The organism is Pseudidiomarina halophila (assembly GCF_003987215.1).
Taxonomy (GTDB): Bacteria; Pseudomonadota; Gammaproteobacteria; order Enterobacterales; family Alteromonadaceae; genus Pseudidiomarina; species Pseudidiomarina halophila.
Genome location: NZ_PIPW01000003.1, coordinates 29,209 through 42,628, shown reverse-complemented (window position 1 = coordinate 42,628; position 13,420 = coordinate 29,209). Strand labels below are relative to the sequence as shown.

The 13,420-nt window shown below is 53.4% G+C and carries 16 protein-coding genes and 1 riboswitch; of the genes, 6 read left to right on the top strand and 10 right to left on the bottom strand.

Annotated features, from left to right (window positions below; all coding sequences use genetic code 11):
- Positions 1–110 precede the first annotated feature (110 nt).
- From narL to CWI69_RS09325, 3 genes are all read left to right on the top strand, one after another.
- The gene (narL, locus tag CWI69_RS09335; protein ID WP_126763949.1) at positions 111–767 is read left to right on the top strand and encodes a two-component system response regulator NarL; all 657 of its coding nucleotides are present in this window, start codon (positions 111–113) and stop codon (positions 765–767) included.
- Positions 760–1,980: a molybdopterin molybdotransferase MoeA gene (moeA, locus tag CWI69_RS09330; protein WP_126763948.1), complete on the top strand. Its 1,221-nt coding sequence runs from the start codon at positions 760–762 to the stop codon at positions 1,978–1,980. Before narL ends, moeA begins: the two co-directional genes overlap by 8 nt.
- 68 nt (positions 1,981–2,048) lie before the next feature.
- Positions 2,049–3,725: a thiamine pyrophosphate-binding protein gene (locus CWI69_RS09325; RefSeq protein ID WP_126763947.1), complete on the top strand. Its 1,677-nt coding sequence runs from the start codon at positions 2,049–2,051 to the stop codon at positions 3,723–3,725.
- Here CWI69_RS09325 and modC read toward each other — a convergent pair.
- From modC to moaA, 9 genes are all read right to left on the bottom strand, one after another.
- The gene (gene modC, locus CWI69_RS09320; RefSeq protein WP_126763946.1) at positions 3,645–4,730 is read right to left on the bottom strand and encodes a molybdenum ABC transporter ATP-binding protein; all 1,086 of its coding nucleotides are present in this window, start codon (positions 4,728–4,730) and stop codon (positions 3,645–3,647) included. The genes CWI69_RS09325 and modC overlap by 81 nt on opposite strands.
- Positions 4,727–5,389: a molybdate ABC transporter permease subunit gene (gene modB, locus CWI69_RS09315; protein WP_241971083.1), complete on the bottom strand. Its 663-nt coding sequence runs from the start codon at positions 5,387–5,389 to the stop codon at positions 4,727–4,729. The genes modC and modB overlap by 4 nt, the downstream gene beginning before the upstream one ends.
- The gene (gene modA / locus CWI69_RS09310) at positions 5,358–6,104 is read right to left on the bottom strand and encodes a molybdate ABC transporter substrate-binding protein (protein WP_126763945.1); all 747 of its coding nucleotides are present in this window, start codon (positions 6,102–6,104) and stop codon (positions 5,358–5,360) included. Before modA ends, modB begins: the two co-directional genes overlap by 32 nt.
- Positions 6,101–6,559 (bottom strand): molybdopterin synthase catalytic subunit MoaE, encoded by a 459-nt coding sequence (gene moaE / locus CWI69_RS09305; RefSeq protein WP_126763944.1) that lies wholly within the window; start codon positions 6,557–6,559, stop codon positions 6,101–6,103. Before moaE ends, modA begins: the two co-directional genes overlap by 4 nt.
- Position 6,560: 1 nt before the next feature.
- Positions 6,561–6,809 (bottom strand): MoaD/ThiS family protein, encoded by a 249-nt coding sequence (locus tag CWI69_RS09300; RefSeq protein ID WP_126763943.1) that lies wholly within the window; start codon positions 6,807–6,809, stop codon positions 6,561–6,563.
- Positions 6,802–7,299, bottom strand: a complete 498-nt coding sequence (moaC, locus tag CWI69_RS09295; protein WP_126763942.1) for a cyclic pyranopterin monophosphate synthase MoaC — start codon at positions 7,297–7,299, stop codon at positions 6,802–6,804. Before moaC ends, CWI69_RS09300 begins: the two co-directional genes overlap by 8 nt.
- 14 nt (positions 7,300–7,313) lie before the next feature.
- On the bottom strand, positions 7,314–7,829 hold the full coding sequence (locus CWI69_RS09290; RefSeq protein ID WP_241971082.1) for a molybdenum cofactor synthesis domain-containing protein: 516 nt from the start codon (positions 7,827–7,829) through the stop codon (positions 7,314–7,316).
- Positions 7,826–8,365 (bottom strand): molybdenum cofactor guanylyltransferase, encoded by a 540-nt coding sequence (gene mobA, locus CWI69_RS09285; protein ID WP_126763941.1) that lies wholly within the window; start codon positions 8,363–8,365, stop codon positions 7,826–7,828. Before mobA ends, CWI69_RS09290 begins: the two co-directional genes overlap by 4 nt.
- A 4-nt stretch (positions 8,366–8,369) precedes the next feature.
- On the bottom strand, positions 8,370–9,341 hold the full coding sequence (gene moaA / locus CWI69_RS09280; protein WP_126763940.1) for a GTP 3',8-cyclase MoaA: 972 nt from the start codon (positions 9,339–9,341) through the stop codon (positions 8,370–8,372).
- A riboswitch (molybdenum cofactor riboswitch) is annotated at positions 9,331–9,469 on the bottom strand. It overlaps the preceding gene by 11 nt.
- Before the next feature lie 181 nt (positions 9,470–9,650).
- Between moaA and trhP the strand changes: the two genes are divergently transcribed.
- The gene (gene trhP, locus CWI69_RS09275) at positions 9,651–10,991 is read left to right on the top strand and encodes a prephenate-dependent tRNA uridine(34) hydroxylase TrhP (RefSeq protein WP_126763939.1); all 1,341 of its coding nucleotides are present in this window, start codon (positions 9,651–9,653) and stop codon (positions 10,989–10,991) included.
- Positions 10,975–11,178 carry a 4Fe-4S binding protein gene (locus tag CWI69_RS09270; RefSeq protein WP_126763938.1) on the top strand — a complete coding sequence of 68 codons (204 nt, stop codon included), beginning with the start codon at positions 10,975–10,977 and terminating at the stop codon, positions 11,176–11,178. The genes trhP and CWI69_RS09270 overlap by 17 nt, the downstream gene beginning before the upstream one ends.
- Here the strand turns inward: CWI69_RS09270 and CWI69_RS09265 are convergent.
- Positions 11,175–12,026 carry a LysR family transcriptional regulator gene (locus CWI69_RS09265; protein WP_126763937.1) on the bottom strand — a complete coding sequence of 284 codons (852 nt, stop codon included), beginning with the start codon at positions 12,024–12,026 and terminating at the stop codon, positions 11,175–11,177. The genes CWI69_RS09270 and CWI69_RS09265 overlap by 4 nt on opposite strands.
- 193 nt (positions 12,027–12,219) lie before the next feature.
- Between CWI69_RS09265 and CWI69_RS09260 the strand changes: the two genes are divergently transcribed.
- On the top strand, positions 12,220–13,398 hold the full coding sequence (locus tag CWI69_RS09260) for an acyl-CoA dehydrogenase (protein ID WP_126763936.1): 1,179 nt from the start codon (positions 12,220–12,222) through the stop codon (positions 13,396–13,398).
- The last annotated feature ends 22 nt before the right edge of the window (positions 13,399–13,420 follow it).

Sequence of the window (13,420 nt, the reverse complement as noted above, 5' to 3'; positions counted from 1 at the left end):
TTTCGAGGCAAATTAGCAAGCACTAAGTTTACGCGTTGTCAGGTACCCAAGTCATGCGATAGCGCAAGAAGTGTGTAAAAATAACCAACTATCGAATGAGGAGATTTTTTATGTCTGAATTGCGCTCTAGTATCATGCTGGTCGACGACCACCCGCTGCTTCGCAAAGGTCTCAAGCAATTGATTTCACTTGAGGACGATCTGGAAGTAGTAGCCGAGTTTAACAATGGCAAAGAAGCCATCCCTAAAGCAGTAGAACTTGACCCGGATCTGATTATTCTGGACTTGAACATGCAGGGCATGGACGGTCTGGAGACGCTGAAACACATGCGCGATGAAGGCGTTACGTCGCGCATTGTCATGCTTACGGTATCCGACGCCGATGAAGATGTCGTGGCGGCGATTACCAACGGGGCTGATGGTTACCTGTTAAAAGACATGGAACCTGAACAACTTATTGAGCAAATCAAACGTTCAATTGAAGGCAAGATGGTGTTAAGTGAGGTCATTACCGAAGTGTTAGCGACCGCCTTGCGACGTCCCGCTCCCCAGGGCACAGGCAAGCTTGATAGTCTGACCAACCGCGAACTGGAAATCTTAAAACACATCGCTAAAGGTATGAGCAATAAAGTCATTGCCCGCGAGCTCGCTATTTCTGACGGCACTGTGAAGGTGCATGTTAAACACCTGCTGAAAAAGTTAGGTTTGCGTTCACGTGTGGAAGCGGCGGTATGGATGGTCAATCAACAAGGAGGTAAGCATGAGTGATCAATGGCTGCCTGTTGCCGATGCGTTAGCTACGATACAGCGCCAGATTGAACCTCTGCACGAAACCGAAACTGTGGCTCTGCACGATGCGCTCGATCGCATTATTGCGACGCCAGTACACGCCGGGATTGATGTTCCCGGGTATGACAATTCTGCGATGGATGGCTATGCTCTGCGCGCTGCGGAAGCCACAACTGACACCCCACTCAAGGTCGTCGGTTCAGCACTTGCCGGCCACCCGTATACCGGTGATCTACCGCCGCAAAGCTGTGTGCGTATTACTACGGGTGCAAAAATGCCGGCCGGTTGCGATGCTGTGATCATGCAGGAACAGGTTCAGCGCACCGATAGCACCATCTACTGCCAGAGCACTGTGCGCCCTAATGATAATGTGCGCTTACAGGGTAGCGATATCCGTGAGGGTGCGGTCATTCTGAGCCGGGGTCAACGCTTAACACCGATCCATATCGGCCTGCTGGCCTCGCTCGGCAAAGCAGAAGTAGAGGTGTTCCGACGTCTACGCGTGGCGTTATTCTCAAATGGTGACGAGCTGGTGCTGCCCGGTGAAGAACTGCAGGCGGAAAGTCAGCTCTATGACAGCAATCGTTTTACCCTGCACGCCATGCTGCAACGTCTTGGGGTCGAAGTTCTCGACCTTGGGTTAATTGCCGATGACCGTGACGCCCTCGAACATGCCTTCCAACAAGCCATGCGCAGTGCCGACGTTATAATAAGTAGCGCTGGCGTGTCCGTCGGCGATGCCGATTACACCAAAGAGATCATGGCCAAACTGGGTCAAATCGGTTTCTGGAAAATCGCGATGAAGCCCGGCAAACCTTTTGCGTTTGGGCGTCTTGATGAATCGTGGTTTTGCGGCCTGCCCGGTAATCCGGTGGCTGCGCTGGTCACTATGGATCAAATCGTGCAACCCATGCTAAGACGGTTAGCGGGTGAGCATTCTGCGCAGCCTTTGCAATTTCAGGCAAGAGCCAGCACCAGTATCAGGAAAAAGCCCGGAAGAATGGATTTCCAGCGTGGCCGCTTTACCCAGCGTGATGGTGAGCTGTGGGCTGAACCCGCCGGCAGTCAAAGCTCCGCGGTGTTAACTTCCGTTGCCAAGGCAAATTGTTTTCTGCTGCTTGAACAAGACCGGGACACAATTGAAACCGGAGAAATCATCACGATTCAACCATTTGACAGCCTGCTGACCTAGATCAATGTAGATTCCTTCGGGCTACTTCACACTAGCGTTTTTCGCAACCCTGGTGTGGAGTCATTCCGATGCGATTTGTTGATTTATTAACGGCAGAACTAAAACAGTTTGGCTGCAACGCCATGTTTGGCATTCCAGGCGATTTTATTCTGCCGTTATTGCAGGAATTGCAAAGCACTGAACAATTACCCTTTTATTGCCTGAATCATGAGCCCAGTGCGGTCTATGCAGCTGATGCGGCAGCGCGGTTTTCACGCACACCAAGTGTGGCCATATTAACTTACGGCGCCGGTGCACTTAACGCTGTCAACGCCGTGGCCCAAGCTTACGTCGAGCGCGTCCCGCTGGTCATTATCGCTGGCTTTCCTGGTCAACGTGAACTGGCACGCAACATTGCTATTCATCATCAGGCTAAAGGTATTGACTCGCAGCGACGTGTCTTTGCCGAAGTTACTGAGTTACAGGTTCGTCTTGATGATCCTGCCCATGCCCCGGAAAAATTACGTGCCGCATTACAATGTTGCCGCGAACAATCGCGTCCGGTATTAATTGAGGTACCACGCGATGCTGTCGAGTTCGAATGCGGGCAACTACCCCCCTACACACCGGCGGTGATGCCCTTATCTGAGCAACAGCAATTACAGGATGCCATCGCAGCGCGTTTGCGTAAGGCTAAACGCCCGGTCTTTTTAGCCGGTATAGAGGTGCAACGCTTCGGTGCCGCAGAAGCACTCGAACATCTTGCCTTGCAATTGAATATACCTATTCTCACGACGTTTCTGGCGCGGGCAGCCATTGCGCCCGATCATCCCTGCTTTCACGGCACCTTTGTCGATGACGGCAGCTCCGGCGATGAAGCTCAGGCACATCCCTACCAGTTGCTGAGCGAGAGCGACCTGATCATTCACTTTGGGGTGATTGTCAACGACACCAACTTTGCCAGTTATCCCAGTTTCGCCAACGGTGAGAAGGTCGTTCAGTTGCATCAGGGCAACACCTGCCTTGGGCCCCAGCGGTTCCAGAACGTCCAGCTCGGAACGCTTTGTGAAGCCTTGCTCTACGCGCATTTACCTCGCCACGAAAGTTGGTGCTCCAGCCAACCTGCGCTGCACCATGTCATTGGCGACTCCTGGCGCACCGAGAGTTGGGATGCGACCACTCTGGTCGAGCTGATTGACGCAGAGCTCGCCAACCAATCGGACATTGTGCCAATTATCAGTGATGTCGGCGATTGCTTATTTGCCTCACTCCACGCCCAGGCGAGTCACGTGCTGGCACCGGCCTACTATGCTTCCATGGGATTTAGCATTCCGGCCGCTTTAGGTGTCCATGTCAGCTCCGGCTTGCGCTCCGTTGTGCTGGTCGGCGACGGTGCTTTTCTGATGACAGGTCTGGAGTTGTGTCAGCTCAAACAACATGGCGCTAAGCCCATCGTCGTGGTTCTGAATAATCGCCGCTGGGACATGATAGATGCATTCTCGCCAGGCCTGAACTGTGTCGACCTACCGCCTTGTGACTTGCTCGCAATAGCAAGTGCCCAAGGCGCACGTACAAAGGTCGCAACCTCGGCAGAAAACTTTATGGATGCCTTTCAGCAGGCATGGCAACATCCCTCGGAGATGCATGTTATCGAGGTGCGCTTGGAACGCCAGCGAAGCCCAAGGTTACAAAGCTTCGCGCAACGTTTCGTGCAGGGCAGCAGCCTTAAGATGAGCGACCACACGCGTGCCAGGGCGGAGGTCTAAGCGCTGCCACGAGGCTTTTGTGATCAGCGCGAGCAAATATTGCTCGCCAACCCGCAGTTGCACCACCAGCTCAGCGGGGTGACGGGCGGTAAAGCTGTCGACCACCTCTGCAGCAAGCTGGTTCTGCACACTCGATTCTGTTACGAATTCACGGGTCAAACTGACATCGCGGGCAAACACGCGCAATCTGACAGATGCGCCTGGCTGTTGTTGCTGCCATTGTGGTTTTGGTAATACCAGGTCTTGTCCGGCAAGCTCGAGCCGCCAGCACTCTTCCTGACCCTGTTGCGTTGCATCGTAGTGGGTATCAAGCACGGAAAGTGCCAGCTTTGAGCGTAGCGGTTCGCGCTGTAATTCACTGACAATCGGGCCGTGACTCACAACCTTGCCCTGACTGAACTGCACCAGGGTATCACTTACCTGAGCTACATCACTAAGCTGGTGGCTGACCCAAATGATCGGCAACTGATGCTGTTCGCTTAACTGGCGTAAATAACTGACGAAATACTGGCGCGCGTCATCATCAAGCGCCGAAAAAGGTTCATCAAGAACCAGCAACTGGGGTTGTGCCAGCAGTGCCCGGGCAAATGCCACGCGTTGTTGCTGCCCCCCTGACAACTGCGCCGGAAACTGTTGCAGTAACGCGTTCAGGTCACAGGCAGCGATCACCTCATCCCATCCCAGCTCTTTACGACCCCGCGCGCGTTGCCAGCCGTAGCGCAAATTATCAGCAACGTTTAAGTGCGGAAATAAACTTGGATGTTGCAACACCAATCCCACCCGACGTTGGTTCAACGGCAGGAACTCCCGCTGCTGCCATAGGGTCTGGTTAAAGCTGACCTCAGCATTTGCCACCTGTCGCACCCCGGAAAAAACTTCCAGAAAGGTTGTCTTGCCACTCCCCGAGGGGCCAACTATCGCTGTGATCCCCTGCGTCGGAATCGAAACGGCGACATCCAGCGCGAAGTGTTGCAAGGGCAAATGACATTTCACCTTTAAGCTCATCGCTCTGACCCCAGTTGCAGAGGCGATTTTGACCAGCGCCCATAGACAATGATCAGCACCAGCATAGCCACAGCGATCATGCCTAATGACAAGGTATGCGCGGCACGGTAGTTGAGCGCTTCGGTGTGGTCGTAAATCAGTACCGATAACACCTGGGTTTCGCCCGGAATGCTGCCGCCAATCATTAAAATGACACCGAACTCACCGAGGGTATGGGCAAAAACCAGGGTTGCCGCAACCACAAAGCCGCCGCGACACAAGGGAAGAACAATGGTACGAAACTGATCCCAGCGCCCGGCACCGAGACTTGCGGCAATTTGTAACGGCCGCCGCCCCATCGTGCGAAACGACTCGTGCAACGGCTGCACAGCAAACGGCAGGGAATAGATAACGCTGCCAATGACAATGCCAGTAAAAGTGAACGCAAAACTATTACTCAGCAACAACAATAAGTAAAAGCCAAGCACCGTCGGTGGCAACACCAACGGCATAGCTACGATCGCCTGCACTATGGCGCGCCAGCGTGAGGAACTGAATGCCAGCCACCAGGCGATGGGCGTCGCCAACAGCAAAAGTACCAGAGTAGTGACGCCCGCCAACTGCAGGGTCAGGCCAATGGCTTGCCAATCACTCGGCTGCAACATAGCGAATGTACCCATAGTCGGTTAATACCTGCTGCGCTGCGTCTTCGAGTAGAGCTGAATACAACAGCCTGGCTCCGGATTGCGCTTGCTTGGTTAACGCCATAGCCTGGGGTAGCGGTTCAACAGAGGTCAGTACGCTATAGTCGGATTCCGGAATTTTGAGTTGCAGCATTTGGCTAAGCGCGACAAAACCGAGCGGAACTGCGCCGGCATAGACCCGGTGAGCAGCTTGTGCGACATTCTCGCCATAAACTAAGCGGCCGGTAAAATCGGTATCCGGAAACTCTTGCTCTAAGTAGCGCATGGCGATTTTGCCATAGGGTGCATGCCGCGGTTGCGCCAGCGCAATACGTTTAGCGTCACGCAGGATATCAAGCGCATCCCCATGCTGCTGCGGATGCCAGAGCACCAGCTGGCCATAACTAAAGTGCTGCGGCGCAGATAAGGTCAATTGCCGCGCGTGCAGCTCCTCCAGATAATCGGGTTCGGCCGCAAGCACCAGCCCATAAGGCGCGCCATGCTGAACCTGGGCGACAAGTTTACCCGACGCGGCATAACTGATGTGGACCTCATACTCAGGGTGCTGAGTTTCAAAGTTGCCAACAATAATTTCAAGCGGACCACGCAATGACGAAGCTGCGGCGATATGCACAGTTTCTTTTGCCAGTGCTGAGCTATTCGCAAACAAGGCAAGAAGGGCAAACACCAAGGCGGCGAGGCGATACATCATAGATCCTCCTGCCAGTTTTGCGCCGCCTGCTGGTCTGAGTCTTTGGCGGCGACCCAGTAGCTTCCTTCCGCGGTGTGCTCCTGTTTCCAGAACGGCGCCTGAGTTTTCAGGTAATCCATAATGAACATGGCGGCGGCAAACGCCGCTTTACGATGAGGTGCTGCTACGCCAACAAAGACAATCTGCTCATTCAGCGTCAGTCGTCCAACCCGATGAATAAGCGTCACATCGCCCAATTGCCAGCGCTGCCGCGCTTGCTCCACCAAACCGGCTAGCACTTGCTCGGTCATGCCCGGATAATGTTCAAGGGTCATGGCTTCAAGTTCAGTATCGGCTAACTCGCGCACCAACCCTGAGAAGGTGACCACCGCGCCACAATTACTCGCTTGAGTCAGGCGCTGATATTCTTCGGCGACAGAAAAGTCGTGCTGCTGTACACGTATAACAGGCTTCATATCAGCCCCCGGTCACCGGTGGAAAAAAGGCTAATTCATCACCACTGCTGACAGGTTCCTGTAAGTCGACGAAGACAAAATTCTTCGCACATAGAACATCCTTTTCCAGCAATTCATGGCGCCAGCCCGGGTGCTGTTCGATAAGCCACGCGCGCACCGCTGCAACGCTCTCACCAGCATGCACCGGCACCGAGTGCTCGGCGCACTGCAAACGTTCGCGCAATGCTGCGAAGAATTTAACTTTAACCATGTTGCGCATGCTCCCGCTGCCAGTGGCCCTGTTTACCGCCGGTCTTTTCCTGTAACTGGATGCCATTGATTTGCAAACGCGGATCAACGGCCTTGCACATGTCATGAATGGTCAACGCTGCAACGCTCACCGCCGTGAGGGCTTCCATTTCTACCCCGGTGACACCCTGCACTGCGCAGGTTGCGCTTATTTCGATCTGACCCTGCTCAGGTGCTAACGCAAAATCAATAGTCACTTTGGTTAATGCCAGTGGGTGACAAAGCGGCACCAGATCACTGGTTTTCTTCGCAGCCATAATGCCGGCAACCCGCGCTACCGCGAGCACATCACCTTTTTTTATCAACTGCGCGCTAATCTGGCTGACCACCTCAGGGGTGGTTTGTACCACTGCCACAGCGGTCGCCTGACGAGTTGTGGTCGATTTCCCACCGACATCAACCATATGTGCTGCGCCAGTGGCATCTAAATGAGTAAATTCTTTATTTGCCATATTAAGTTCTCTACTTAGCGGTGCCGGATCAGTCGCCCGACAAAATTACAAGGACCCTGTTCGCTATCAAGTTGCGGTTGAATCAGCTGTTCCCACGCCAACTGCGCGGCTGATTCCGAGCCTGGTATAGCGATCACTAAGGTGTTGTTTGCCAGTCCGGCAAAAGCCCGGGATTGCATCGCCGAGCTGCCTATTTGCTGCCAGCTTAGTTGCCGGAACAGCTCACCAAAACCATCAATAGTTTGATCCAATAATGGGGCAATAGCTTCTGGAACTGCATTGTGTTCGGCAAAGCCTGTACTACCGTTTAGCAGTACAACACTTAATTTCGGCTCGGCTATCCAACGCGACACAACCGCCCGTACAAGGTACTTATCGGTCGCTAAAATTTGCCGCTGATACATGTGATGACCCGCTTTAACAATCGCATCACCAAGCCAGTCGCCGGTGGCGTCACTGGTCGGCGTGTGCCGGTCTGAAACAGTAGCCAGGGCAATATGCAATGCCTGACGGTTACTGGTACTCATCATTGCTCTCCTAAAAGTGTTAACGCCCGCTGCCATTGCTGCGGTGTGTTGGTATTTTGCAATTGGTAACTGTAAGGCCATTCATGGGCGTGAGCGCCCAACCAGTTCAGCATCCCACGTACGGAGCGATCACCGCCATCATCACAAAGTTGCCGGGTCAGGTAATCACCCAGTTCAGGGACATTCGGCAGTACACAGGGCAAGGAACTCGAAGCAAAATAACCCGCGCCTTCGTACCCAAGGAGAAATTGTAATGCCGCACTGCTTAGCAATGGCATATCCACGGGTACCAGCATAAGGGTGTCATGTACGCAATGGGGCAACACGCTAAGCAGGCCGCCCAGCGGTCCCCGTCCGGCGATTTTATCAACGATAAAACCCTCAGCGTTGCGGCTGACAATAACTTGTTCACACCCGGCCTCGCGCAATATGGCTTGCGTACGGTCCAGCTGCGTTTTTCCTGCGACTTGCAGCAGCGCTTTATCCTGTCCCATTCGCCGTGATGCACCACCAGCAATAATAATTCCGCTAACTGCCATGCTGTTATCCTCCGATCATTGCCAAATGACGGGTCGACCCGCTGGTGTTTTCAAGTAATGCGTGCGTAGCCTTTTTCTCCAGCACCAGACTTTGTAGCGCGGCTTTTAATGGCGCTACGTCATCATTCTGCAGGTAAGATCTCAGATCCTGATGATTTTCCGTGAACAAACAGAGGAATAGCTGGCCCAGGCTCGACACCCGCAAGCGGTTACAATCATCACAAAAGTCGCGGCTGTAGGGCATGATCAAACCAAGCTTGCCCTGGTAGTCAGGATGCTCAAATTCCTGGGCTGGTCCTGCTGTCTTGCTCTTTTCACACAAATTCCATGTGTCACTTAACAACTGGTCTTTAATACTCTGGCCACTGATATGATGCCGTTGGTAGTAGGCCACATTGTCATTCGTGCGCATTAATTCGATAAAACGCAGGCTTACTGGCCGCTGGCGGATAAATTCCAGAAACTCCGGCAGGGCACCGCCGTTGTAGCCGCGCAGTAATACGGTATTGATCTTCACTTTGGGGATGCCGAGGGCAACGGCTTGATCAATTCCTTCGAGGATGGCCGGCAAGCGATTCTGCCCGGTCACCAGATGAAAGGTGGCAGGGTCGAGGCTATCGACACTCACATTGATCGCATCAACGCCGGCTTCGCGCCATGCCGGCAAGTCACGCTGCAGACGGTAACCATTGGTCGTGATGGCGACTTCTTCGATGCCAGGCACCGCTTTGACGGTTTTTATGACTTCCAGCAGGTCTTTACGTAAGCAAGGCTCGCCGCCGGTGATACGCACTTTGCGTGTGCCCAATTCAGCGAAAGCAGTCACCAACCGGCGAATTTCAGGTACAGTTAACTCGGCTTGTCGCGAGCTACAATCCGGGCCATCAGGGAGGCAGTAGTCACAACGGAAATTACAATTTTCCGTTACGGACAGCCGCAAATAAGTGAAGCGGCGGGCAAATCTATCCATTAGCATGGTCAACACCTTTCCAGGTACGGGAGGTTGTCTCGTTTCCAAAACAACCCGGTGGTTAATAACCACGGCACACTGGTCATGGCATGCAGGCATGCTTTAGAGCCAGTCGCTCGGCGTGAATGTGCTGATAATACTAGTGGTCGGCGGGCAGTATTGTAATTGCCATGAAGAGAGGGGGAGGGTACCCCTAAAGGGTTAGTTTTGTAGCCTGGAGTGCTTCCATTTATTGATCGGGATCAGTGTTTTTTGCGCTCACACGGGTAAAATTCTTGGCCTTTCTTGCGCTCTATCAAGTTTAGTACATCACCTATGTCAAACACGACCTTCGCTCCAGAATTACTCTCGCCTGCGGGCAGTTTAGACGCCATGCGCATGGCCTTCGCCTATGGCGCTGATGCGGTTTATGCCGGCCAGCCGCGCTACAGCCTGCGGGTGCGCAACAACAGTTTTGATTTAGCTAACCTGGCCTTTGGCATTAATGAAGCTCATGCGCAGAATAAGAGGTTTTATGTGGTGGTCAATATTGCACCGCATAACGCCAAGTTAAAAACCTTCATTGCCGACATGGCACCAGTGATTGCGCTTAAACCTGATGCGCTGATTGTTTCCGATCCCGGCATTGTAATGTTGTTACGCGAACATTTCCCGGCGCAAGCCCTGCACCTGTCGGTGCAAGCCAACACCATTAATTGGGCGGCAGTTAAGTTCTGGCAACAGCAGGGCATCAGCCGGGTCATTTTATCGCGTGAACTCGAAGTCAAAGAAATTGCGGAGATCCGCCAACACTGTCCGGATATGGAGCTTGAAGTCTTTATTCATGGTGCGCTCTGTATGGCGTATTCGGGTCGCTGTTTGTTATCAGGCTATATCAACAAACGCGACCCTAACCAGGGCGCCTGCACCAACGCCTGCCGTTGGCCGTATCAGGTGCAGGATGCTGAGGAAGACGCAGTGGGCCAGTTTCAGCCAATTGATCGCCCGGTGTTACTGGAAGAACCGCAACGCCCGGGTGAACTGATGCTGATGGATGAGGATATTCATGGCACCTACATCATGAATTCAAAAGATTTGCGCGGCGTACAGCACGTCGCAGCTTTAGCGGAAATGGGTATCCATTCGTTAAAAATTGAGGGCCGCACCAAGTCGCCCTATTACGTTGCCCGCACGGCCCAGGTGTACCGCCAGGCCATTGATGATGCGATCGCCGGCCGCCCCTTTAACCCGCAGTTGCTGAATGACCTCGACGGCATGGCCAACCGCGGTTTTACCGAGGGATTCTTACGCCGTCACGTGCCAAGTGAAACGCAGAACTACCAAACCAGTCATAGTCAGGGCGAACAGCTGTTGGTTGGCGCGGTCATTGGCTGTGAAGCGGATCACGCTTTAATTGATGTGAAAAATTCGTTCTCCAGCGGCGATACCTTAGTCTTGATGAAGCCATCCGGTAATGTACGTTTCACCGCAGGCCAGCTCGTCAACCAGGCCGGCGAAGCCATCGCCAGGGCACCTGGATCCGGTCATCAGGTTCGCCTGCAACTGCCCTGTTCACTGTCTTCGCGTGATCAGGCCTACGCCATGCTCATTAAAGAGTTACCACCGGCTCCGGCAACTATTGCCGTAAAGGAGGTTGGTTATGCCAGTTGTAATTGATAGTGATTGCATCAACTGTGATATGTGTGTGCCAGAATGTCCGAACGAAGCCATTATCATGGGTGCAGCCCATTATGTGGTCGACCTCGAAAAGTGCACCGAGTGTGAAGGCTTCTACGATGCACCCGCCTGCATTCCGGTGTGTCCCGTTGATTGCATGACCTTAGTAACAGACGCCAGCGCTTAGCTGGCATCCTGCGCGGCGGTTTGCCGGCACACCTGCTGCAACCAGCGCAGCGGTGCATTGTCGCCATGGCTGCGTGGGTAAGCCATGCCGATGGTCCGCTCCAGCGTGAGCTCAGCAAGCGGCCGCAGAACCACATCCTGACGTTCATGCAGGGATTCGAGATCCGGCACCAAAGCACAGCCCACTCCGGCTGACACCAACCCCAGCGCGTACTCGATGGTATGAATATCCGCACGAATATCCGGTTGAATACCTTGCCGAATCAACTCCGGATAAAAGCTCGACCAGGCCTCACAGGGAGTACGCTTGATCAAGGCTTCACCCTGCATCTGCGTCAAGGAAAGCTCGCTTTGCAACGCCAGCGGGTGACCGGCAGGCAGCGCCAGCACAAAGCGATCGTGCCAGATGGGTAAAAACTGTTCGCCCGCCTTGAGCATCCGCGGCGAAATGATACGTGCGTCAGCTTCTTCGTCGGGCTCCACCAGGTGCAGTTCGAGACCATCCACGCCCGCAGTAAAGTCTCGCAGTAACTGACTCATGCGCTCGACCCCCAAAGCGCGCACCAGACCAAGCCGGAACTGCACCCGCGTGACACTATGCCGGAATGAAGCTTTCAGCGACTGCATCTGACTCAACATGCGCCCGGCGTGGCCGTATAAACGCTCGCCATCCTCTGTTGGGGTAACCCCTCTGGACTGGCGGATAAAAAGCTTCACCCGCAACTCATCTTCGAGTTGCTGCAACGCCTTCGATAAGCTCGGCTGCGCCACAGCACAGGCTCGGGCCGCGGCACTAATACTGCCCTGCTCGTAAACGGCGACAAAATATTGAAGCTGGCGTAAATCCATAGTTAAAAGCTATACCTGTTCTAATTTTAATATAATTTAACTTTATGTCATTTCAGCGTAAAGTGGAAAAACAGTAAAACACAAATGCGTTAGTGGTTATTGGATATCGGTTATTGGGTCACTTGATTTGGCTCTTAATGCTTTCAACCAATAACTACTATCTAGTATCTAATAACGATTTCGAGGTTTTTTAATGGCACGTTTTCCTTTTGACTGGCAAGACCCTTTTCAACTTAACGACATGCTCACTGAAGAAGAGCGCATGATTCGCGATACCGCCCATCAATACTGTCAGGAAAAACTGATGCCGCGCGTGTTAACCGCCAACCGCGAAGAACGCTTTGACCGCGAGATCATGACTGAACTTGGTGAGCTGGGCTTACTGGGTGCGACCTTGCCGGAGAAATACGGTTGTTCAGAAGTTAATCATGTCTGCTACGGACTGATTGCGCGCGAAGTGGAACGGGTCGATAGCGGATACCGCAGCGCCATGAGTGTGCAGTCGTCTCTCGTGATGCATCCTATTCATGCCTACGGCAGTGAAGAGCAGCGGCAAAAGTACCTGCCTAAGCTGGCCAGTGGCGAATGGGTCGGCTGCTTCGGTTTGACCGAACCCGATGCCGGTTCTGATCCAGCGGGCATGCGTACCACCGCCAGGAAAGTCGATGGCGGCTATGTCATCAAAGGCACAAAAATGTGGATCACCAACTCACCTATCGCCGATGTGTTTGTGGTCTGGGGTAAGCTCGACGGAGAGATCCGCGGCTTTATTTTAGAAAAAGGTATGAAAGGTCTTTCGGCACCCAAAATTGACGGTAAGTTCTCGCTCCGTGCGTCGATTACCGGTGAAATCGTCATGGATAACGTCGAAGTTCCAGAAACCGCTCTGTTACCTAACGTCAGTGGCCTGAAAGGTCCGTTCGGCTGCTTGAATAAAGCGCGTTACGGTATTGGTTGGGGCGCCCTTGGTGCTGCCGAGTTCTGTTGGCATGCGGCCCGCCAGTACACCCTTGATCGTAAGCAATTTAACCGTCCGCTCGCCGCGACGCAATTAGTCCAGAAGAAGCTGGCAGATATGCAAACGGAAATCAGTATTGGCTTACTTGCGTGTCTGCAGGCAGGTCGTCTGATGGATGCCGGTCAACTACCGCCGGAAACCATTTCCCTGATCAAGCGTAACTCATGTGGCAAGGCCCTCGATATTGCCCGCGTTGCCCGTGACATGCATGGCGGTAACGGTATTGCCGACGAGTACCATGTGATTCGTCACGTGATGAACCTTGAAGCGGTGAATACCTATGAAGGTACGCACGATGTGCACGCCCTGATTTTGGGTCGCGCGCAAACGGGCATCCAGGCTTTTAGCTGTTAATTTTTCCAGCAACGCAAATCTA

Bases quoted from the DNA above. Each gene is read 5' to 3' on its own strand.
- trhP (WP_126763939.1), top strand. From the start codon at position 9,651: ATGTCAAACACGACCTTCGCTCCAGAATTACTCTCGCCTGCGGGCAGT.
- narL (WP_126763949.1), top strand. From the start codon at position 111: ATGTCTGAATTGCGCTCTAGTATCATGCTGGTCGACGACCACCCGCTG.
- moaE (WP_126763944.1), bottom strand. From the start codon at position 6,559: ATGAAGCCTGTTATACGTGTACAGCAGCACGACTTTTCTGTCGCCGAA.
- CWI69_RS09300 (WP_126763943.1), bottom strand. From the start codon at position 6,809: ATGGTTAAAGTTAAATTCTTCGCAGCATTGCGCGAACGTTTGCAGTGC.
- CWI69_RS09290 (WP_241971082.1), bottom strand. From the start codon at position 7,829: ATGATGAGTACCAGTAACCGTCAGGCATTGCATATTGCCCTGGCTACT.
- moaC (WP_126763942.1), bottom strand. From the start codon at position 7,299: ATGGCAAATAAAGAATTTACTCATTTAGATGCCACTGGCGCAGCACAT.
- CWI69_RS09265 (WP_126763937.1), bottom strand. From the start codon at position 12,026: ATGGATTTACGCCAGCTTCAATATTTTGTCGCCGTTTACGAGCAGGGC.
- moaA (WP_126763940.1), bottom strand. From the start codon at position 9,341: ATGCTAATGGATAGATTTGCCCGCCGCTTCACTTATTTGCGGCTGTCC.
- mobA (WP_126763941.1), bottom strand. From the start codon at position 8,365: ATGGCAGTTAGCGGAATTATTATTGCTGGTGGTGCATCACGGCGAATG.
- CWI69_RS09260 (WP_126763936.1), top strand. From the start codon at position 12,220: ATGGCACGTTTTCCTTTTGACTGGCAAGACCCTTTTCAACTTAACGAC.
- modC (WP_126763946.1), bottom strand. From the start codon at position 4,730: ATGAGCTTAAAGGTGAAATGTCATTTGCCCTTGCAACACTTCGCGCTG.
- CWI69_RS09325 (WP_126763947.1), top strand. From the start codon at position 2,049: ATGCGATTTGTTGATTTATTAACGGCAGAACTAAAACAGTTTGGCTGC.
- modB (WP_241971083.1), bottom strand. From the start codon at position 5,389: ATGGGTACATTCGCTATGTTGCAGCCGAGTGATTGGCAAGCCATTGGC.
- moeA (WP_126763948.1), top strand. From the start codon at position 760: ATGAGTGATCAATGGCTGCCTGTTGCCGATGCGTTAGCTACGATACAG.
- CWI69_RS09270 (WP_126763938.1), top strand. From the start codon at position 10,975: ATGCCAGTTGTAATTGATAGTGATTGCATCAACTGTGATATGTGTGTG.
- modA (WP_126763945.1), bottom strand. From the start codon at position 6,104: ATGATGTATCGCCTCGCCGCCTTGGTGTTTGCCCTTCTTGCCTTGTTT.